The 23,132-nt window shown below is 30.0% G+C and carries 16 protein-coding genes; 6 read left to right on the top strand and 10 right to left on the bottom strand.

All coding sequences use genetic code 11. The annotated features are described in order from the left end of the window. Positions 1–111: 111 nt before the first annotated feature. Genes H6553_02190 through H6553_02175 form a run of 4 tightly spaced genes read left to right on the top strand, consistent with a single transcriptional unit; the run spans position 112 to position 4,789 of the window. Positions 112–2,130 (top strand): BatA domain-containing protein, encoded by a 2,019-nt coding sequence (locus H6553_02190; GenBank protein ID MCB9032625.1) that lies wholly within the window; start codon positions 112–114, stop codon positions 2,128–2,130. Next, positions 2,127–3,386, top strand: coding sequence for a dihydroorotase (locus H6553_02185; GenBank protein MCB9032624.1), 1,260 nt, complete (start codon positions 2,127–2,129; stop codon positions 3,384–3,386). Before H6553_02190 ends, H6553_02185 begins: the two co-directional genes overlap by 4 nt. Further along, on the top strand, positions 3,379–3,807 hold the full coding sequence (locus H6553_02180; GenBank protein ID MCB9032623.1) for a hypothetical protein: 429 nt from the start codon (positions 3,379–3,381) through the stop codon (positions 3,805–3,807). Before H6553_02185 ends, H6553_02180 begins: the two co-directional genes overlap by 8 nt. A 34-nt stretch (positions 3,808–3,841) precedes the next feature. After that, entirely contained in the window at positions 3,842–4,789 is a 948-nt protein-coding gene (locus H6553_02175; protein ID MCB9032622.1) for a glycosyltransferase, read from the top strand. 117 nt (positions 4,790–4,906) lie between these two features. On the opposite strand, the gene H6553_02170 is transcribed toward H6553_02175, so the two are convergent. From H6553_02170 to H6553_02155, 4 genes are all read right to left on the bottom strand, one after another. Next, positions 4,907–5,803 carry an alpha/beta hydrolase gene (locus tag H6553_02170; GenBank protein ID MCB9032621.1) on the bottom strand — a complete coding sequence of 299 codons (897 nt, stop codon included), beginning with the start codon at positions 5,801–5,803 and terminating at the stop codon, positions 4,907–4,909. Between the two features lie 29 nt (positions 5,804–5,832). Further along, positions 5,833–7,257 carry a hypothetical protein gene (locus tag H6553_02165; GenBank protein MCB9032620.1) on the bottom strand — a complete coding sequence of 475 codons (1,425 nt, stop codon included), beginning with the start codon at positions 7,255–7,257 and terminating at the stop codon, positions 5,833–5,835. 510 nt (positions 7,258–7,767) lie between these two features. After that, complete coding sequence (locus tag H6553_02160) at positions 7,768–10,599, bottom strand: TonB-dependent receptor (protein ID MCB9032619.1); 2,832 nt, start codon at positions 10,597–10,599, stop codon at positions 7,768–7,770. A gap of 76 nt (positions 10,600–10,675) precedes the next feature. Then, positions 10,676–11,899, bottom strand: a complete 1,224-nt coding sequence (locus tag H6553_02155; protein MCB9032618.1) for a hypothetical protein — start codon at positions 11,897–11,899, stop codon at positions 10,676–10,678. 186 nt (positions 11,900–12,085) lie between these two features. Between H6553_02155 and H6553_02150 the strand changes: the two genes are divergently transcribed. Both H6553_02150 and H6553_02145 read left to right on the top strand, forming a co-directional pair. Beyond that, positions 12,086–14,809 (top strand): PD-(D/E)XK nuclease family protein, encoded by a 2,724-nt coding sequence (locus tag H6553_02150; GenBank protein MCB9032617.1) that lies wholly within the window; start codon positions 12,086–12,088, stop codon positions 14,807–14,809. A gap of 252 nt (positions 14,810–15,061) precedes the next feature. Next, positions 15,062–16,672, top strand: coding sequence for an alpha-glucosidase (locus H6553_02145; protein ID MCB9032616.1), 1,611 nt, complete (start codon positions 15,062–15,064; stop codon positions 16,670–16,672). A gap of 10 nt (positions 16,673–16,682) precedes the next feature. On the opposite strand, the gene H6553_02140 is transcribed toward H6553_02145, so the two are convergent. The 6 genes from H6553_02140 to H6553_02115 all read right to left on the bottom strand — a co-directional run bounded on the left by H6553_02140 (position 16,683) and on the right by H6553_02115 (position 23,119). Next, on the bottom strand, positions 16,683–17,108 hold the full coding sequence (locus H6553_02140) for a hypothetical protein (GenBank protein MCB9032615.1): 426 nt from the start codon (positions 17,106–17,108) through the stop codon (positions 16,683–16,685). Positions 17,109–17,214: 106 nt separating this feature from the next. After that, positions 17,215–18,153, bottom strand: a complete 939-nt coding sequence (locus H6553_02135; GenBank protein ID MCB9032614.1) for a transglutaminase family protein — start codon at positions 18,151–18,153, stop codon at positions 17,215–17,217. A gap of 17 nt (positions 18,154–18,170) precedes the next feature. Then, positions 18,171–19,109, bottom strand: a complete 939-nt coding sequence (locus H6553_02130) for an alpha-E domain-containing protein (protein MCB9032613.1) — start codon at positions 19,107–19,109, stop codon at positions 18,171–18,173. Between the two features lie 28 nt (positions 19,110–19,137). Then, positions 19,138–20,577: a circularly permuted type 2 ATP-grasp protein gene (locus H6553_02125; GenBank protein MCB9032612.1), complete on the bottom strand. Its 1,440-nt coding sequence runs from the start codon at positions 20,575–20,577 to the stop codon at positions 19,138–19,140. 218 nt (positions 20,578–20,795) lie between these two features. Continuing rightward, positions 20,796–21,854 (bottom strand): transglutaminase family protein, encoded by a 1,059-nt coding sequence (locus H6553_02120; GenBank protein ID MCB9032611.1) that lies wholly within the window; start codon positions 21,852–21,854, stop codon positions 20,796–20,798. Between the two features lie 68 nt (positions 21,855–21,922). Next, the gene (locus tag H6553_02115; protein ID MCB9032610.1) at positions 21,923–23,119 is read right to left on the bottom strand and encodes an aminotransferase class I/II-fold pyridoxal phosphate-dependent enzyme; all 1,197 of its coding nucleotides are present in this window, start codon (positions 23,117–23,119) and stop codon (positions 21,923–21,925) included. Positions 23,120–23,132 lie beyond the last annotated feature (13 nt).

Below are 23,132 nucleotides of genomic sequence, written 5' to 3'. Positions count from 1 at the left end.
TATCAACCAAAATGCTTTCAATAAATTTGTAAAACACAAAGAGTTAAATAATAAAACCTTCTTTACTTTTATTTGCATCTCACCAAACGCTTAATTACTTATATTTGTGCTATGCATTTTGTATTTCCAGCATTTCTTATTGCTTTGGTCGTATTGGCTATTCCCATTATTATTCACTTATTTTATTTCAGAAAATACAAGAAAGTATATTTTTCAGATATTCGGACTCTTAAAGAAGTACAAGAAGAAAAATCTACAGTAGAGCAACTTAAAAAGCGACTCATATTGGCTAGTAGATTATTGGCCTTGTTTTTTTTGGTTTTAGCATTTGCTCAACCTTTTCTAGGGAAAAAAGACAATAAACAAAATGAAAATGGCAATGCATTGTCAGTGTACATAGATAATTCATATTCTATGGGATTGAAAGAAGGTACTACTGACAATTTAACTATGGCAAAACAAAAAGCAATAGAATTAGTAAATGATTTTAACAATACCGACCAATTTTGTTTGTTAACAAATACCAATGATATTCAAACGCAAAAATGGATGACTAAAGAAGATTTTATTGATGCTGTAGATAAAGTTGAGTTGGTCAATCAAAATAAAAACATATCAGAAATCAATCAAAAACAAGCTGCATTATTTCAAGGCGTAGGTAATAAAAATAAGTTGGCATTTATCATATCAGATTTTCAAAAATATATTACTAACAATTTAAAAGATACTAGCTTTACCACTTACTTGCTACCACTACCAACAGGAAATGAAAAAAATGTATTTGTAGATTCTTGTTGGTTTGAAAATCCTGTGTTTACTACCAATAGTACGAATAAGTTACTAGTGCGATTTAAAAACTCTGGCAATAGCAAAGTCGATAAATTGAGTGTAAGTATTAAAATTAACAACCAAGTAAAAGCTGTAGATGAAATTGAAATTGAGCCACAAAATTTTACCATAGATTCGTTTAATATCAATATTACAAAATCTGGAATGCAAAGTGGTGTTATTAGTTTTAAAGATTATCCAATCTCATTTGATGATAATTTTTATTTCAACTTTAATATTCAATCAAGCGAAAAAGTATTGAATATAGAATCGGGTTCAACGCCAAGCAACATCACCAGTATTTTTAGCAACGATAATTACTTTCAACTAACAACAACTAATAATGGAAAAATTGACTACTCTTCTTTTAATCAATATGGACTCATTATTTTAAATCAGCTCAATGATATAAGTTCTGGTTTATCAAATGCTATAAAAGAATATTTAGAAAATGGTGGCAATGTATTGGTTATTCCTTCAGAAAATATAAATTTGAATTCATATAATAATTTTTTCTCTAATAATGGAATTGCAATAATAAGCAATTTGGTAAATGTAAATGGCAAGGTAACACAGCTTAATTTAAATGAAGATATTTTTAAAGGTGTGTTCGACATCATACCAAAAAACATTGATTTACCTACGATAACTCAAATGTATCGTCAAGGAAAAAACAGTACTGTTCCAGAAAAACCAATTTTAATTACTAATGTTCAGTCGCCATTATTTACAAAATTTGAAGTTGCCAACGGATTGCTCTACTGGCAAGCAACTCCAAACAATGTCAACTTTAGCAATATAGCTACAAAAGCAATATATCCACCAATAGTTTATAATTGTGGAATATATAAAAAACAAATTAATCCTTTATACTATACCATTGGAAGCGATAATTTAATAGCTATAAAAGACAATGCAAGCAATCAAGACCAAAGCATTGTACTACAAAATCAAGACTACGAATTTATACCAGAAAATAGAATGGTAGGCAATACCGTTTATCTTGGCATTAATCAAGACATACCTATTGATGGTTTTTATAAAGTAAAACGAAACGACCAAACCATTAACGAAATTAGTTTTAATTACAACCGACAAGAATCTAATCTAAGTTTTACGACAACTAAAGAATTAAAAAATTTATACACTAAAGACAATGCTGTAATATTAAACAATAGCATAGCCAATTTATCTGCCAAAGTAAAACAAATAAAAGAAGGTACCATACTTTGGAAAATTGCATTACTTTTGTGTTTAGTAGCATTAATTGTAGAAGCACTCTTAATTCGGTTTTTAAAATGAAATATTGCTTACAACAAGTACAAATAATTGACGCACAATCAAAACATCATCTTAAAAAAAGAGATATTCTCATTGATAATGGTATTATTACAGACATTGCTCCTACAATCCAATCAGACAAAAAAACCAAAACAATTAATTTTAATCACAGCTACGCAAGTGTAGGCTTCTGCGACTTATATACACAACTCGGCGATCCTGGAAATGAACACAGAGAAGACACCGAAAGTATTAGCAAAGCAGCTTCGTTTGGTGGTTTTACTACGCTGTGTGCTATTGCCAACAATGTACCTATTACACAAAACAAATCGCAGATAGAATATATCATCAACCAATCAAAAAATACAGCAACTACTATTTTGCCAATTGGTGCTATTACTCAAAATTTTGATGGTAAAACACCAACCGAAATGATAGATATGCATAAAGCTGGTGCCATTGCGTTTGCAGATATTCCAAATAGTATTAATGATGAAGGTGTTTTTTTAAGAGCATTGCAATATGTTAAATCATTTAATGGTTTAATTATAGATTTACCTTATATACATAATTTAACGAATGATGCTTGCATAAATGAAAGTGCATTAGCAGTAAAAATGGGTTTAAAAGGTATTCCAAATATTGCAGAATATATGGCTGTTGAAAAAGCAATTGCACTACTAAAATATACAGACAGTAAATTACATCTTACAGGAATCTCTTGTAAAGAATCGGTTGATTTAATTGCAAAAGCAAAGAAAGATGGTCTAAATATTTCGTGTTCTGTATTTGTACATCACTTAATAGATAATGAAAATGCTGTGGCAAATTATCAAGCCAACTATAAAGTATTTCCTCCACTGCGTTCAGAAAAAGACCAAAAAGCATTACTTAAAGCAGTAAAAGATGGTACCATAGATGCCATTGCTACACAACACACGCCTTTAGATACAGAAGCCAAAGCAACAGAGTTTGAATATGCTCAATACGGAATGATTGCTTTAGAAACTTGTTTTAGTTTATTAAATACTTATACAGATATTCCACTGGAAAGAATTATAGATGCATTGTCTTATCAACCATATAAAATTATTAATAAAGAGTTTAGTATAAATAACAATAGCATATCTAATTTATCAATTTTTAGTATTGATGAGGAATGGACAGTACCTACTATTTTTAAGAGTAAATCAAACAACTCACCATACATAGGAAAAAAGCTAAAAGGAAAAGTAAAAGCTGTTTTTAATAAAAATCAAATATTTATTAATGAGTGATGAACAACAACAAGGTGCTAACGGATTTTTAGCAGGAATATCTATTACGCTTTTAGCCGCTTTAGTAGCTTGTTTATTATTTGCAGGAACATTTATCATGGCAAATCGAAAAGGTTTAGAGTATACACCATTTCATGCACAAGTGTTTCAAATAGCAGCCATGATAGTAGCTATTGCAATGACACAATTTTTAAGTAGACAAATACAAGGCAATAAGCTAAGTTTTATGCAAGCATTTTTAGGTGGCTGGATGACGAATTTAATACTAGCAATATTTGTATTTACTTTTTATAGGATTTATTTTACTATTACAAAACAAAATGGCATTCCAGAAGGTCAGTTTGGTGCTATGTTATTTTTATACAGTGGATTAGGATTAATGATTTCTGCAATTCTAGCAATTTTCTTTAAGAAGAGTTAATATATTATCTACTATATTTGTAAAAAAATTGTTGTTGGATATTTCAGTAGTCATACCATTATTAAATGAAGCAGAGTCGTTGCCAGAATTATTTCCATGGATTCACAAAGTAATGCAAGCCAATAATTTTACTTACGAAATTTTAGCTATTGACGATGGCAGTACTGACGATTCTTGGAAAGTAATTAAAGAATTATCTAAAAGCAATGCCAATATAAAAGGTATTCGTTTTCAACGCAATTATGGAAAATCTGCTGCATTACAAGTTGGCTTTAAAGCAAGCAAAGGCGATGTTGTTATTACCATGGACGCAGATTTACAAGACAGTCCTGATGAAATTCCAGACTTATATAAAATGATAAAAGAAGGTGATTATCACATTGTATCTGGTTGGAAACAAAAAAGATTTGACAATAAATTGACTAAAAATCTACCTTCAAAACTATTTAATTTTGCTACGAGAAAAATCTCTGGAATTGATAATTTACACGATTTTAACTGCGGACTCAAAGCGTATCAAAAAGTAGTAGTAAAAAACATTGAAGTATATGGCGAAATGCATCGTTATATTCCTGTTATTGCAAAATGGTCTGGTTATCCAAAAATTACAGAGAAAGTAGTACAACATCAAAAAAGAAAATATGGTACTACTAAATTTGGTATAGAAAGATTCGTCAATGGATTTTTAGATTTATTGAGTATTACTTTTGTAGGACGATTTGGCAAAAGACCAATGCATTTATTTGGAACATTAGGCACACTCTCTTTTTTACTTGGATTTGCTATTTTATTATATCTAACGATTACTAAAACATTTTACAGTAAAGTAGGCATGACAGACAGACCTATATTTTATTTAGGTATATTAACTGTAATTATAGGTACACAATTATTTGTAGCAGGATTTCTTGGTGAACTCATCTCAAGAAATGGTTCAGATAGAAACTACTACAACATCAGCGAGAAAATAAGAGTAGAGTAATCAATCAAGTATAAAGCTGTTTTGAATGCTAATTAGTATCAAGACAAACTTATAGTAAATTTCTCCGTTATACTATGGAATTTTTTGGAATGACGCCCAAATGCACAACAGGTAGAATTAATACTTTATAAACTGTATAGCATCTTGTACTGATTGTAGTGGAATTTCTTCTTGTGGCGAATGACCTACTTTATCGTACTTTAATAATTGCACCTTTTTATTTACTGTAAACGAATCTGCTAAACTAATATGTAGCAACTCATCTTCTGTTCCCCATTCTAGTAAAGTTGGTATTTGTAAGTCCATTATATTAGAATGCTTTGCTCTGTCAATATTACTCACTCTATCAATAAATGCTTGTCGGTTGCCTGTTCGCATACTCATTGCTTGATATCGTAGAATTGTTGAGTCTTGAATTTTAGCATCATCATAGTAAACATCTTGTAGTGTTTTCTTTACGAGTGGCTTGGTATCAAATCGACTTATTATATTGGCAAACCATTTGTACTTTGCTAATTTAAATACTAATGAACCTTTAGCTTTATCATTATAAAAACCTGCTGGATCTAATAAAATTAACTTGGTTACTTTATTTGGATAAGCTACTGCATATTGCCAAGCAATTTCTCCACCTAAAGAATTTCCTGCTAAAGCAAAAGAATCTATATTTAGTTGTACTAGAAAATCATTGAGTACTTGTATATAATTTTCAATGGAATAATTTCTGTCATTTCTTGGTCCAGTAACACCAAATCCAGGAATATCTAAACGAATCACTTGAAAACTATCTTTTACTAGTGTTTTTGTCCAATCATTCCAAGTTTCTAAAGAAGCACCTGTTCCGTGAATTAAAACAATTGGTGTACCATTTCCTTCAATAATATATCTAACATTTAGTCCATCTATATTAATATATTGACTATTACTTGATGTAAATTGTTGTTTAATCGTTTCTACTGGAATATCGTTTCGTACAAAAGCAATATCTACCAATAAAATAATTGCCGTTAGCACTAATAATATTCTATAAAGTATGTGCATGGTTAATCTGGTAGTACTCCTAGTTGCGAAGCCAATGTCCAATCTTTAGTCCATTTATTTTCACCAGTTTTAAATGCTCCTTTGTAAGTAATTAGTGCATCGAAAAAAGTACTAATATTATTTAGATTCGGAGCTGTATTGGCTGGCGACGATGCTTGTGGTACTTCGTTGGTTATCAATGGATCTTCTACTGTATTATTGTTTGTAGTAAAATCGTTATATAGATTTACTTTAAACTGATTCAACGAATCTATGTTCGTTACATTAGATATAAAAGTAGTTACTACGAAATTACTAGTGTCAGTTGTTGAGTTAATAATATTATAAAATATATTGTCTTTGTAAATAATATCTCCAGCTTTGTATCTATTATAAGTACTATTTACTAAACTTTCATTAAATTCAAAAGCAATAGGATTTGCAAAATTATACACTACACTATTATATAGTTTTATTGCTCCGTTTTTTTGTACTGTAGCAATTGTATTGGTATTGTTTCCTTTAATAGTGGCATTGGCAATTACTGGAATTGTTTGTGGTGTAACAGTAACTCCTGTAGTAGTGCTTTCTACAAGAATTGCTTGTTGTGTTTGGCTAGAAGACAGTGTCATCCAAAACTGATTTAAGCCATTATATCCATCAGTGCAATAAATACTATTTTGGTTTGCCAGAGCACTTAACACATACTTTGTTCTTGCATTTCCACCTATAAAATCTATACCATTATATTTTGAAGCAATTACTTCTATATGTTCAATAGCTGTATTACGACCAACTCCTGCTAGTGTAAGTGCGGCTAAATTATCAATTGCTCCTGTATGTCTAATAGATACATAATTTAAAACACCACTATAATCATTGTCATCAGTGCCACCAAATGTATTTCTAGCATCTGTAGTAATTGCATCTAGTTGGTCTGAAGTGGTAGTATTAATAGCTGCGTCTCCCATAATAATTAAACCACCCCAAAGCTGATTATCGTTTTCTGTTAAAGAACCTACAAAGTCGCCATTTGCTACTTCTGCCATAGTTAAGTCATCTTGTATAGAAGTAAAAATAATAGGTTTTTGTGCAGAAGCATTTGCAATAACAACTGCTCCTTTGGCTACAACTAAAGCAGAAGCTTGACTATTTGAACCTGTAAGTGCTTTTATAATAGTGCCTTCTTGAATGGTTAAAGCTTGACCTGAATTGACATATACCATTCCATCTAGTACCCAAATTCTATTACTGGTTAATGTGATACTACCAATTCCTGCACCTAAATCTTTAATAACAATGGCTGACTCTCCATTTATGGTAGTATCTCTGTACTCTGTTGCATTGGCAGTTGTAGTTACAACAATGTCTTTTGAACATGAACTTGCTAGGCAAACAGTTAATACTATAGTAAAAACAATAACAAATATTTTAAAGCTACGATTCATTATGTATTGATTTATTTTTGAATTGGTGAAGTTAGCAATTTATCAGAGTATTATAAAGGTTAAGCAATAAAATTAAGTTAAAATAAAGGTGGCTTTGATTTTTTAGTCGATGAAACATTAAGAGAGATAAACAATTCCAAAATTATGAACTTTGATATGGTTTAACCCAAATTACGCATATGCGAAACTTCGGGAAAAATTAAGTCTATTGATATTGTTATTTTTAAGCGTGGCGTAGCTACGCCACGCTTTATACCAAATATAATTGTAACGCAGAGTCCTACTATGCTTTTTCACCTACGCTTAGAGACTCTGCTAAGAAAGCAAAAGTTGAAGTACTACGCACTTCCTATTTAGGAAATACTTCAATTTAAGTAACCATGTGTGCAACTCATGGTATAAAAAGTACTTAGTGCGTAATTTGGGTTAAATAAAAAATCCCGTCTTTTAAGAAGACGGGAACAACACAGATGAACGGTTACCTGTTTTTGATAAACCGTATATTGTATATTAATTAGCTAAACTCCAAGAAAATCCGAGTTGGAAAGTTCTTCCTTCTTCAAATGTTCTATAGTTTGTTTTTCCTAAATTTAAAAATTCGTAGTAAAGATTTCTGTTATCTCCTAGTAAGTTATTGGCTTTAAAGCTTAAATTAAATTGATCTTTCTTCCCTAATTTTTGTGTGATTTTGAAGTCTAAGTTATGAAAAGGATCTTCATAAATATAAGGATAATCGCCAATAGAAACTATAGCAATAGATTTGCCTTTTACATTGTAACTTAGGTTTAATTCTGTACCAGATGTTGGATGTGCATAAGAAACAAAAGCATTGATTAAGTATGGAGATTGTCCTTGCATTTCTCTTTTATGACTAATACTTTCATTAAACTTAGTGTATTTATATTGTTCATCAGCAGTTCTGTCTATAGACGATTTGATATAAGTAACATTAGCACCTAATTGTAAACCACTTAGTTTTGGATTGATAAAATCTAAGCTTTTTCTCAATTCAAATTCTATACCATACAAATTAGCTTTATCTCTGTTAGATGCTGTTAAATCGTTTGGTGCTGCTGATGAGAACGATTGTACTTCTATTGGATTTTTGAAGTTTTTGTAAAAACCAGTAATAGAAACAATATCACCTTTACCAAAGAAATATTCTAGTCTTAAATCTACATTATTAATATCTGTTTCTACTAAATCTAAATTACCAATAAAGTTTTGATCTAATACAGGATCATATACTACTAATTGTGATTTTTCTTTAAATGAAGGTCGTGCTAGTGTTCTATTATAAGATGCTCTTAAATTAAAATCTTTCATTAAATTAAAAACAAAGTTTACAGATGGCAATGGCTTCACTGAGTTCAATACTGTTTGATTATTTATTTTCTTATAAGTTAATCTGTCTGTTCCAGAATATTGCATTCTAGTATACTCTACTCTTAAACCTGTAATTAATTTTATTTTTTCGTGTAATGGAAGCGTAAGCATTGCATAAGCTGCCATTGTATTAATTTGTGATTTATATTGGTCTGATGGATTATTCAAAATATCAGACACATAGTAACCTGTATCGTTTGCTGGATTCCAAATATTTTGTAGAATAGTATTTGCTCCACCAGTAATATCCACCAAAGTTGGATCGGTTGATGGATCTGCTTTTACAATAACTGTATAAGTATTAAATTCTCTTTGTTTAAAAACATTTGCTAGTCCAACTTTTAACTTTGATGCTACTCCATTCCATTGTTTAAAATTATATTGATAATCTACTTTTGGATTAAGGTTGATTTCTTTTAAGCTTCTAAAAACCTTGTTAACACCAGCAGTACCACCAGCTTGTAACAATGTATCATTGTTTAGTAGTACTAAATCGGTATAAGATAAATTTGGATCATCAAATTTTGAGTTGGTAAAAGACAAAGACCAGTCTATATTATTTTTATCGCTGATTTGATGTTTACCATTTAGCATTACATTAGTAATCATTTTTTGAAAGAACTCTAAATTTTGACTTAGTATATTTTGTACATTAAAAATATCTTCTACATTTCTAATCGTTGCTTTCTTTTCTGCACTTTGCGTATGTAGTGCATATAGTGTAATGCTATTGTTTTTATGCTTATATGAAGTAGATAAAAATCCATTCCAAATTACATTTTGGCTACCAATATCTCCAGTTTGTTTTTCTTGAATATCATATTCATAACCATCATCTGCACTAGCTACTACTCTAGTTTTTGCATATTGTGCATTTGGTGTAAAATCAAAATTAGCTTTGTAGTTAAAAATAAAGTTATAACCAAACATACTTCCTTTGTCAAACTTTTTTACATCGCCATAATTAAAACTATAACTTTGATTTAAGAAGTTATTTTTGTTTTTAACTGCTAATTCTTTGTCTAAAGCATCAGCATAATCATAAATTTGTTGCTTTTCATCTGTAGTAATATTTAAGTTATTTGGATTTGGTAATTTTACTTCGTTACTAAAAGGCAATTCTCTTTGTTTTTTACCAAAACCAAACCAGTCTGCTTTGTATCCATCGTATAAAATAAAATCTTTTTTGAAGTGTGTAATAGTATTGTAACTATAACTTGCATTAATAGCAATAGTTTTATTATCTACAAAATCTTTGGTATTAATATCAACTAATCCACCAACAAAATCGCCAGGTAAGTTTGGTGTAAAAGTTTTGTATACAATAATGTTGTCTAAAATATTTGTAGGAAATAAATCTAGTTGTACTGCATTTTTTTCAGGATCTAAACCAGGTAAATCCATTCCATTTAAAACAGATTTAGAGTATCTATCACCAAGACCTCTTACTACAATAAATTTACCACCTTCTATTGAAACACCAGGAATTCTTCTAGCAGCAATTGCCACATTTGCATCACCATTTTTTTGAATGGTTTTAGAAGAAACGCCATCGATGAAATTTTCTGAATTTTGTTGTTTCGTAGTCAGTGCATTATCTGTATTTTCTAATGCTTTTGCTTGTACTACTACTTCTGAAAGTGTTTGTGTTTCTTCTTCCATAATAATATCTGGAAGCACTTTTGTTTCATCTGCATTAACTACTACACCTTGAATTTTTTGTGTAGCATAAGAGATGTAAGAGATTTCTAAATTATAAGTACCTTCTGGAACATCAATAAAATAAGCTCCATCTAAATCGGTAATAGCACCCATAGTAGTGCCTTCTACAGTAACATTAACACCAATGAGTGCTTCGCCAGTGTTATCGAAAATGTTACCTTTAATTGTTCCATTTGCAGCAAATAAACCAATTGCTAAAATGGAAAATACTGTGTTTAATAAAATTTTTTTCATCGTGTTGTGTTGTTTAATATATTATATAAAAAAGCTGTATGCCTATTTAAGCACATACAGCTTTTAAATTATCTATTTAGAATATACCTAAAGCTTTAGCCCAAGTCCAGCTAAACACTGACTCATCTGCACCTTTAGTAAATGTTGAAACTTTGCTATTTCCTGCAGCAGTAAAGGCAGTTTTAATTAAAGCATCATTAGCAGAACCTTTAATAGCATCTGTAATTAAAGTTGAAATGTTAAATTCTGAATTGGTAACTTTTAATGTAAGTGCTACATAATTATTTGTTGCAGTTCCACCATCAACATTAATCCACTTTTTAAAGTTTTTAAATACACAGTTATTGATAGTTCCTTGTGCTCCAGATTTTAAATTAGCAGCACGACAACTATCTCCTAAATTAACCATAGTAGAATTTTGTATAGTAAATAAACCGCTTGTATAAGTTGAATTTTCAGGACCATCTATTTCTAAAGCATCGTTACCTGCTGAAGCATTGTTTACCAATACCAAAGCATTTGAAATTGTACCAGCATAATTTTGGTCTAAATCTATACCATCATCAGATTGATAAACTACTAATAAGTTAGAGACATTTACAGTACCACCAAAACATTCAATACCATCATCATCACTAGAAATAACTTCGATGTTGCTAATAGAAGTACCAGAACCAACGCCACCTAATGTTAAACCTTGTAATTCTTTATCTGGCTCTAAAGCAGTACCTGTAAATCTGATAGAAAGATATGCTAAAGTACCTGAGTTGTCATTAGCAACATTTCCACCATATAAGCCAAATGTATAAGAAGATGGAATACCTTCAATTTGAGCTTCTGTATCGCCATCACCTGCAGAAATTGGAGCTTTACCTAAAATGATTAAACCACCCCAAAGTCCTTTGCTATCTGTATTAAGTGTACTTTGAGTTTCGCCTAGTTGAATATCATCTTCTACAGAAGTAAAAATAATTGGCTGACTTGCAGTACCAATTGCGTTTAATTTACCACCTCTTGCAATAATTAATGCAGAAGAAGCTGCACCACTACCTGTATTGGCTTTAATAATAGTACCAGCTTGTATGGTTAATACATCACCATCTGCTACATAAGCAAATCTATCAATTACATAAACTGTATCGCTGTACAGCGTTCTTGTGCCAATACTTCCACCTAACTCTGAAGTTGGTGTAGTAGTATCTGTGTTGTCATCTTTAGTACAAGACATTACAGTTGTACCTGCAATTGCCATTAAAGATGCTGCAAATAATAATTTTCTAAATTGTTTAAATACTTTCATGTCGTTTTTTTTGTTGGTACAAAGTAATGGCTTAGGTTTTGGTTTGTGTTTAATAGAAAGAGGAGATTAAGTGAATGTTTGTGTCTATTTTGTGGCTTTTGTTGATATAGTGTGTAGCAAAACTGTTGCAATTGTGTTTTTTATGTGAAGCATTCTTTTTAACATAAAGTAGGTATATTAGTGTTGGTGAATTTTCTTCAAAACATAGCCGATTTTGTTTATCAACATAGCGTAAACATGAATACTGCAAGTATTCTAATGCTCTTTCCTAATAAAAGAGCCATTGGTGTATTTGAAACTTACTTGATGCAATGCTTTGAAAATACTGCCTATGTTAGTCCACATTGCATAACTATAGAAGATTTTTTTCATCAACAAGCGAATTATGCCATTGCAGATGAAATAACACAGTTAAATATATTATTTCAACTACATCAAAAAGTCAGTAATTCAACTCAAGATTTTTATGAATTTTTGCCTTGGGGAAAATTAATTCTAAGAGACTTTAATGAAATAGACAAATACTTAGTTAAAACAAATAGTTTATTTTCTGATATTATAGACTTTAAACAATTGGAAGAAACATTACCATTAGATGATATTGCCAAAGAGTATCTAGAATTATTTAGCAACGCTATTCAAGTAGATACTAAAGCACCATTGAATACTCAGTTTTTAAAAACATGGAAAATTTTAGGACAATTGTACAATGCTTTTAATAATGTATTGAGTCAGCAATCGTTGACTTATAGTGGACAATGTTTTAGACAGCTCATTACTCAACTAAAGCAAAGCAATACATCAATACCTTATAGTGTTATTCATTTTTGTGGATTTAATGCTTTTACCACTGCTGAAGAAACTTTATTGGACTTATTAAAATTAAAACAAACGGTTTACACTTGGTGGGACATTGACGATAGTTTTATGCAAAGTAAAATTCATGAAGCTGGTAATTTTTTACGACTATACTATAAGAAATACAATGATGAAAAATTAGATTTTTGGATTAATGATAATAATAAACAAGCTCAACAGATTTATATACAAAATATTGCAAGTAATGTAGGTCAAGTGCATTATGCTTTGGAAGAAGCAAGTAAACAAACAAGTTCGACTGCAATTGTACTTTGCGACGAAATGCTTTTAGATGTAGTATTGCCTTCGATAGATTATAATTTGTGTAATATTACAATGGGTTATGCTATTAAACTTTCTGTAAGCTATAGTTTGTTGAGTAGTATAATAGAATTGGTACAACAAGCAAATAAAGATGGCAACACTATAAGTATTCCTTCAAAAAATATAATTCAATTATTTAATCATAAAGAAAGCAATTTTATTTGGAAAGCAGCTATTCCTTTTCAGTCGTTGCCAAATTATGTAAGCATTGATTTTTTTAATCGTTTTGTATACGATGATTTTGCATTGAACCTAAATTTATTTTACAATGGAATTGATTTAGGCAACTACTTAATAAAGTTACTAGAAAGCATTACTATTAATGAAGCACCAATTATTCAATCATTAAAAGAACAAATATTATATATAAATAATTTAGTAAGTCAGCAAGATTATCTTCAAAGTATAGATAATTACAGTATGCTTTTGATAGAACAATTGCAACAGATTTCAATTCCATTTACTACTTCAAAAGATGCTAAAATTCAAATAATGGGTTTTTTAGAAACTCGTTTATTAGATTTTGATAATATTTATATTATTTCTATGAATGATGATAAATTACCAGGAACAAACAAAAACAATTCTTTTATTCCTTATCATCTTAGAAAAGCTTTTGGCATGCCAACTTTTGAACAGTTTGACGGAATTAATGCTTATCATTTTTATAGAATATTAAAACGAAGTCAACACGCACACTTAATTTACAACAGTGCTGTGTCTGATAACATGTCTGAAGAAAGCAGGTTTATCAGACAAATAAAAATAGAAAATTCAAATAAAAATAATCTTCATTTAATAAATATAGATATAAATTCTGACAATAATAAAAGAAACGAATCTATTGAAATTAAAAAAACACCAGCCATTATAGAGCAACTAGCAAAAATTGAATTTTCTGCTACAGCAATACAACAGTATTTAAATAGTCCGATTGATTTTTACTTTTCCTACATTTTAAAATTAAGAGTGCCAGAAGACAAACAGTTTGAAATTGATGCAGCATCATTTGGTACTTTGCTACACAACACACTAGAGTACTACTATAATCAAACTGAAAATATAAGTGTTGATGATGCTTTACAAGTAATTCTAGAACAAGAAAAAATTACGGTATCTGATTTATCTGGCGATCATCAATTACAAATTGAAGTAATAAAAAATATATGTAGTAAGGTTATAGAAAAAGACAAACTAGAACAATTTACAATCATTAGTAACGAAGCAAAATTGAGAACGGAAAATTTTGTTTTGAATAATGGTACTAGTATTTGTTTGAAAGGAAAAGTAGACAGAATTGATGCTTTAGACAATAACATTATTAGAATTATTGATTATAAAACTGGCAATGAAACACTACGCGCTTTTCCGAAAATGAGTAAAGATGAAGAGAAAACGAAAGCTAGTTTTGATAGTTTTTTTGAAGCTATTTTTTCAAAAACAAACAATTCGTACAAAGCCACTTTACAAGGTTTACTATATGCTTATTTGTACAAGCAGAAAAATCCATCTGCTAGTGTTGTCGTTGGATTTTATTTAGCAAAATCATTAAACAATGGACTGCATTATTTAAATAATGGTGCTGTTATTAGCAATGAATTTCTTGATTTATTTGAGCAACATTTAAAAACTTTATTTGATGAAATTTTCGACATCAACATACCATTTACACTAGGCAAAAATGAAAAATATCAGAGCTACTCTGAGTATAGTTTGTTAGTAGAGTAATTTAATCAATATAGAATTACTCGTAAAGATTCTACAAAGAATAATATAAAACTGAGTCAAAACAAAACAACACAAGAAAGAGCCAATATTAAAAACCACTTACTACAACAAGAAGACAGCAATGCACAAGCACTAGGAAAAATGATGTAGAATAAATTATCTTTCTGCAACAATTTGTGTCATCTTCCGAAAAATAGTTTTATTTCTGTAATCAATTTCTAATGCGTAAATTGGACTTAAATTCCTATAAAAATGTCTTGGATTCAATCAACCACAATCTATCAAATTTATCCTCGTTCTTTTTATGATAGTAATGATGATGGCATTGGTGATATTCAAGGAATCATACAAAAGTTAGATTACATAAAAGACTTAGGTTTTGAAACCATTTGGATTTCGCCTTTCTATACTTCGCCACAACAAGATTTTGGTTATGATATTGCCGACTATTTTTCAATTGATAAAGACTACGGAACGGTACAAGATGTAGAACAGTTAATTGAAGCAGCACATCAACGCAAGCTAAAAATTGTGTTGGATATGGTCATCAATCATACTTCCAACCAACATCCATGGTTTTTAGAATCGAAGCAAAATACTACAAACGACAAAGCCGATTGGTACATTTGGCGAGACAAACCGAACAATTGGAAAAGTATTATTGGTACAAAAGCTTGGCATTTTGTAGAAGAACGCAATCAGTATTACTACACTTCTTTTTTGCCATTTCAGCCAGATTTAAACTATCAAAATGAAACAGTAAAACAAACCATGTTTAATGTTTGTAAATTTTGGCTAGATAAAGGTGCAGATGGTTTTCGATTAGATATATTTAATTGTATTATAAAAGATAAGCACTTTAGAAATAATCCATTTAGTTTATTGCATGGAATTCCAACAATAGACCAACCTGGTGGAAATTTTCAAAACAGAAAATATTCGGTCAATCAACCAGAAAATTTTGAGTTGGCAAAAGATTTAAGAGCAATCATCAATCAATATCAACCAGACAGATTGTTATTAGGCGAAGTGTTTGGCGAACATCATGTAAAGAAACAATACTTAGGCAATGGCAATGATGGCTTACACATTATTTTCTTGTTCGATATTATACACTTTAAATTTAAAGCATCGTTCTTTAAAGAAAGAATAAAAGCATATGAAAAAAACTATCCTTTTCCATATCAACCAGTAGTTAATTTTTCAAATCACGACCAATGGAGAAGTCAGTTTAGATTAAAAAATAATATTAATAAAGCTAAATTATTAACGCTGTTACAAATGACTATGCGAGCAGTACCAGTGTCGTACTATGGCGAAGAAATTGGAATGACCAATGCGTATATTCCAATTAAACAAGCCAAAGATAAACTAGCACATGCCTTTACTTGGATTCCAGAATGGATTGCAAAGAGAATGCCTGTACCAATTAATAGAGATAATTGTAGAACGCCAATGCAGTGGAACAGCAATAAAAATGCAGGATTTTCTAATGCCAATACTACTTGGTTGTCAGTAGTAGACGATTACAAACAAAGAAATGTTGTACAAGCACAAGCAGATAAAGATTCATTATATTATACTTATAAAACATTATTAAATTTAAGAAAAACAAATAATAGTATCAATAAAGGAAAACTGAATTTAATAGAAGATACACCTAATGCTATTATAATGTACGAAAGAATTTATGAAACAGAAAAGCATATTATTATACTTTGTTTCAGTAACAAAAAAATAAGCATTCCATTAGCAGATGATAAGTATACCATTCTTCTTAAACTAAATGATAGCTTTACTTGGGAAAATAACACCTTAGAACTTTCCAACTACAATGGATTGATTTTTAGAGAGATTGTATAGATAGACAACATCATTGTTCAATTACAATTTGTGGAGGATTGCCTAAATTAGTTTGTAGTACACTATTAACAGCTACACTTATTAAATAACTATAATTATAATTTTTCTCACCACATTGTTGACACGATTCTTGCATAATACTAAAATCAGATATAGTATAAGTACTACTACTACTTTTTATGAAAAGCATATAATCAGCATGATGATTTAAATCGTTGTGCAAAATTGCTTTGTAATTATTGCTAGTAATTGGCACTATACTATCTAATTGTATGCTATCTATTTTTGCTTGAAAATTAGTATTCAATTCATAGCTTATTAAATAAACACTATCTAACTCATTGGCTGTAAAATTAACAAACGATATACTTTTTATAGTATCTAAACCTTCGCAGACTTGATATTCTTTGGTACAACAAGCGTTTATTAACAGCATGCTAACTACTAGCAATATTCTAGAAAACCAAGACATCTTCATTGTGAATTATTTTTATAATCTAATATAGATAAAATAATTAATAGTTTTTCTTAAAATTTAATTTCTACTGCTGGTGTTGTTCTAAAATAATAGTTGGTGCTACTATGCTTTGTTCTCTTTGCATTTGTACCGTATTCGTTTCTTCAAATACATGTCCATCTTCATATCCTACAGAAACATATACTAATAAATCTTGTTTGGCAGAACCTTTAAACACGCCTTTAATTGGTGTGCAATCTGCAAAATCTCTACCAACAGCCAGTTGTATATGATTGATATTGGCATAGCAATTATTGGTTGGATCTATTCCTATCCAACCTAAGTTAGGAATATAAACATCTACCCAAGCATGTGTTGCTCCTTCGCCACGCATACCACTTTTATTTGGACAGATATAACCACTGACATAGCGTGCTGGCAAACCAAGTGTTCGTAAAATGTGCAATAACAAATGTGCAAAATCTTGACATACACCAGATTTTAATTGTATGATTTCATCTACTGTAGTTTCTATAGTAGTAATGCCTTTTACATATTTGTAATTTTCATAAATATACTGATTGGCTTTCTTCGCTGCTTCAATAGGTGTGTAATTTTTTAGTGCTAGTGTTTTAATTAAGTCGTCTACAATTTCTTGATGTTCTATTTTTTCGCACAAAGCATAATCAAGCAATAAAATGTCTTTATTTACTTGGTTTGTTAATTCTTGCCAATCGTTTATAGTAGAATTACTTTCATCAATTTCTTTGCTAATGGCTTGTACTATCAACCTACTATCAATTACTAATTCTTGATGTGCTGGATTTAAAGTAAAGAAAGCAGTGCCATTTCCCCAATAATCAAAAAACTTATTTAAGACTGGATCGCCTGTAATTTTTATTTCCTGACTTAATATATCTTGTCCTTCTTTTGGAAAAGGAAATATTTTTATTTGATTGGCATTTTCAAATACCTCACTATCGTATAAATATTTTGTTATATGATGAATTTTATAAATAGACATGGTTAGTAGTTATATGTTTAATGATAAGCAAAAAAATGTTTATTGAAATCATAATTAAAGTCGTAAATCTCGTTTCGTATTTCTTCCAAGAAAGGATGTAAGCCAACTTTTTGAATAAAAGATAAATCGGCATATTCAATACGACTTTTTAATCTGCCAATTTTATGCAACAGTGCTTTCTCTTCTTTTAGATTGAGTTGTGCTAGTTTTTCCATGATGTAATTTATTTTCTTTACTGAATAAAAAATTGATCTAGGAAAATTCGTATTCATTAAAATCATATCTAATACATTTTGCGTTTGCAAACCTGTTGGATAGCATTTTAAATAAAACTCATAACCAGATAAAGACATCAGTAAATTTTTCCAATAAGAAATATCCATTGGTGTATTTAAATCATAACCAATATCATGAAAACGAGTATCTACAATATCTGCTGTTTGTAAAGCTCTTTCTATGTTTTTACCAATACCCATAAAATTCCAACCTTCACCTCTTGGCATAGTAACTTCTGCTACGCCATAGTAATATAAACTTTGATTAATTAAAGAACTAAAAGCATATGACTGTCGGTTGGTATTTAGCATATGCTCAATTTTTCCAGAACTAAATTTATGATAGTACTCATTGATGCTTTCCCAAAGTTCTTTAGTAATTTGATCTTGTAAACCGCGAGCATTTTCTCTTGCTTTAGTTATAATGGATTGTATAGAATTGCTATTGCTCTTATCTAAAATAATGTACTGCAACACTTCATGCGTTTGGTATCTTATTGCTTGCATTTTTTCTTCTTCCATTTGAGAAAAACTATACAACACCTGATACCAATCGTAATTACCATCTGTATTGCTATCTAAAGAAGTAGCATAGTTTATTTTAAGCATACGCAACATACCTTCTGCTCGCTCTACATAACGGTTCATCCAAAATAAAGAATCGGCAATTCTACTTAACATTTAATTTATTTTATATCTTTATTTATTATTAATCAACAATCCAAGTATCTTTACTGCCTCCACCTTGTGATGAATTGACAACCAAAGATCCTTCTTTTAATGCTACTCTTGTTAAACCACCAGGAATTAATTTAAAACCATCTGGTCCAAACAAAGCATATGGACGCAAATCTACATGTCGTGGTGTTAATTCTCCATTAATATAACAAGGCACAGTAGATAAATTAAGTGTTGGTTGTGCAATAAATGATCTTGGATCTAAAAGAATGGCTTGTTTAAATTTTTCTATTTCTTCGTCGGAAGCAGTTGTTCCCATTAGCATTCCATAGCCACCACTATCATTTGTTTTTTTAATGACCATTTTATTCATGTTCTCAAATACAAACTGACGATGTTCTACATCTTCCATCATATAAGTTGGTACATTTTTTAATAATGGTTCTTCGTTTAAATAGTATTTTATCATTTTTGGAACATAAGCATAAACAGCTTTGTCATCTGCAACACCATTGCCAAGTGCATTAACTATTGATACATTGCCATTTCTATAAGCAGACAATAAACCTGGAACGCCAAGAATGCTATCTGGACGAAAAGCTAAAGGATCTAAAAACTCATCATCTACTCTACGATAAATAACATCTACCTTTTTTAATCCATGAGTAGTTTTCATATATACTTTATGATTATCTACTACTAAATCTCTTCCTTCTACTAAATCGACGCCCATATATCTAGCTAAAAATGTATGTTCGTAGTAAGCAGAATTAAATACGCCTGGTGTTAAAATAACGATACATGGATTTTGTGTTTGATTAGGTGATAATGAAACCAAAATTTTTTGTAATTCGAGTGGATAATTACTTACATGTCGTACTTTATATTTGTTCATTAACTCTGGAAAAATGGCTTTGGTAACATCTCTATTTTCCATCATATAGGAAACGCCAGAAGGTGTTCGTAAGTTGTCTTCAAGTACATAGTAAGTGCCATCTGCATCTCTTACTAAATCAATGCCTGCAATATGAACATATATATTATGTGGTACATCAATACCAAAAATAGCTCTGTTGTAATGTGGACAAGAAGCAATTAGTTCTGCTGGAATAATACCATCTCGTAAGCAATTTTGTTCATGATAAATGTCGTGCAGAAAGAGATTTAAAGCACGCATTCTTTGTTCAACTCCTTTAGAAATAAAATTCCATTCGGTAGAAGTAATAATTCTAGGAATAATATCAAAAGGAAAGATGCGTTCTATACCTTCTTCATTTCCAGAATATACCGTAAAGGTAATTCCTCTATTCATGAACATTAGCTTAGCAATTTCTTCTTTACGCGTTAGTTCATTCGTATCAATATTATTGAGTTTGTTTAACAAATTAAGATAGTGTGCTCGCACATTTCCATCTGGCATTGCCATCTCATCCCAAAAATTTGATTTTATTTTATAATTCTCGAACAACATAATTATTAATAGCTCAACTTACTGCTTTTTTTGATAAATTATATTTGTTCTAAAACTAATAATGTAAAATTAAAATTGAATTATTTTTGGAATAATATTGAATAAATTGCAAAAACTAGCAAAATAATTAAGCTATAATTTCTATAAATTTTATTCTATATCATTTTTTAGTGATATTTTTTAAATATTTTTCATCTAATATGAAATTCAGAGTATAACTATACTTCTTTCTTTACAGTTACAAATGGCAATGGTTTTTTAGTTTTGTAGTTAAATATTTCATCACTTTTTTGTGGCAGTTGATAGTAGATGATGTTTTCTTTTTTAAGCTGACTCTTAAATTTTTCATCGCCAATGATACTCATAGGATCTGTTGTTTCTGCTATAAAATAAGTTTTGCCTTTAAGGTTTACTGTAATTGGATGCTTGGTTTTAAAATTGCCAACAACGCCAACAGTAATATGTTTTGGATAATATAAAAAACACCAATCTGCATCAATCTGTTGTAGTAGCGAAGCAAACAAAATAGCTTTGCCACTACAATCGCTATTTTTTGTTAAGAGTATTTCGCAAGGTCGCTTAATAACTTCTTTGTTGCCATATCCTTCTTCAAAATTATAATCGATATCGTAGCTTACGAAATCTAATAGTGCTTGAACTTTGTCTTCGAATGTGATTTTATTTTTAGTAATGGCTTGAGCTAGTTTACTAATTGTTGGTTCTCCTTTTACAATTACTGGTGGCGAATGATTGACTATATAATTATCATCTTCTGTAATACAAAATATACCACCACGCAATTGGTTTTCCATATCAATAGAAGTTACTATTTGTGCTAAATTAATTTTATATATAATATTATTACTAAATTTACTAGTAATCAATTTTGCAGTGTCTATGTTTAAATTACTAATACTAGTTCTGCATAAATATTTATCTTCTTTTAAAATATATAAATTGCCATACCAAATATAATCGCCACTTTCATCGCCAAAATCAATACTGTCTTTGTGTAGAAATGCTTTTTGAGCTATGGTATTAAAATCTTTCCGACTGCAAGAAAAATAAAATGCATTGTTTGGATAATCTACTTTTAAAACTTGAAAATTAACACCAAGTAGATTCGAGACAATACTATCGCCATAAAATTTTGGTTGACGCATAATTGCAGCAGCTTCCATTTGATACTCATAATGGCTATACTGTTTTGTTTTTTCTTGTTTACATGCTATTATTGATAAGCAAACAAATACTATGGCTAAAAATTTATTGAACATTAAAACAAATATACAGACAAAATTTATCTAATAATATATGATAATGCAACTGTATAAAAGATTAAATCTTAAACTACTGCTAATGCTTGATTAATGTCTGTAATTACATCTTCTATGTTTTCTAATCCAACAGAAACTCTTACTAAACTTGGTGTGATACCAACTGCTAGTCGTTGTGCTTCTGGCACATTAGAATGACTAGTACTACAAGGATGTGTAATTAAAGTGTCGGCAGTTCCTAATGAACCTGTATTGGTACAAAATTTAATTTGTTTTAAAAATCGAATACAACCATCAATATCGGTATCTATTTCAAAACTCAGCATACCACCATAACCTTTCATCTGTTGTAATATCCAATGATGATCTTGGTGTGATGTTAAACCTAAATAGTTTACTTTTTTTACTTTAGCATGATTGTTTAGAAAATTAGCTAGAATTATAGCATTTTTCATATGTTGTTCCATTCGCAGTGGAAGTGTTTTTACACCATTATTCAATAGATAAGCTTCAAACGGACTAATAATTCCACCAAAAGTTTTTAAAATACCATGTGCTTTTTGATAAATTTCTTTGTCTTTACAAACTAAAACACCACTTAAACCAGTACCATGTCCGTTTAAAAATTTAGTAGAAGAATGTACTACAATATCAACAGCATCAAACAAAGGTCTTTGCAAATATGGCGTAGCAAAAGTATTATCTACAATAACAAAGGCATTGTGTTGTTTGGCAATAGCAGTAAGTTCTTTTATGTTATAACAAGCCAATGTAGGATTTGCTGGTGTTTCTATATACACCAATTTTATACTTGAATTATTTTGTAGTAAATTATCTAAAACATCTACATCATTCAAATCAGCATAAATAGTATTTACTTGATAGTCGTTGAGTTTTTTAGTTAGAAACTCATTCGTTGTACCATATAAATTAGCTTGCGTAACCACAGTATCACCACTTTTAACACAAGTAAGTATTGCAGTAGCAATGGCTGCCATACCACTTCCAAATAACAAACCATAAGTTTTTATAGGATTTTCATCATCATAACCTTCTAGTAGTGCAATTTTTTCTGCAACAGCATCGGTAGTTGGATTGCTCATTCTAGCATAAGTATGTTGCTTACTTTCACCTCTAAAGTAAGCAAATGCAGCATCTAAATCGGCGTAAGTAAAGGTAGAAGTTGCATAAATTGGTGTTACATGTGCATGATGTTCTTCAATCAAAATATCTTTTACACAAATAGAATTAAATCCTTTATTCATAATCAATCACTTA

The sequence above is a fragment of the Chitinophagales bacterium genome (genome assembly GCA_020636535.1).
Taxonomy (GTDB): Bacteria; Bacteroidota; Bacteroidia; order Chitinophagales; family JADIYW01; genus JADJSS01.
Note: the sequence above shows the minus strand (reverse complement) of the source record. Positions and strands in the feature narration are given on the sequence as shown.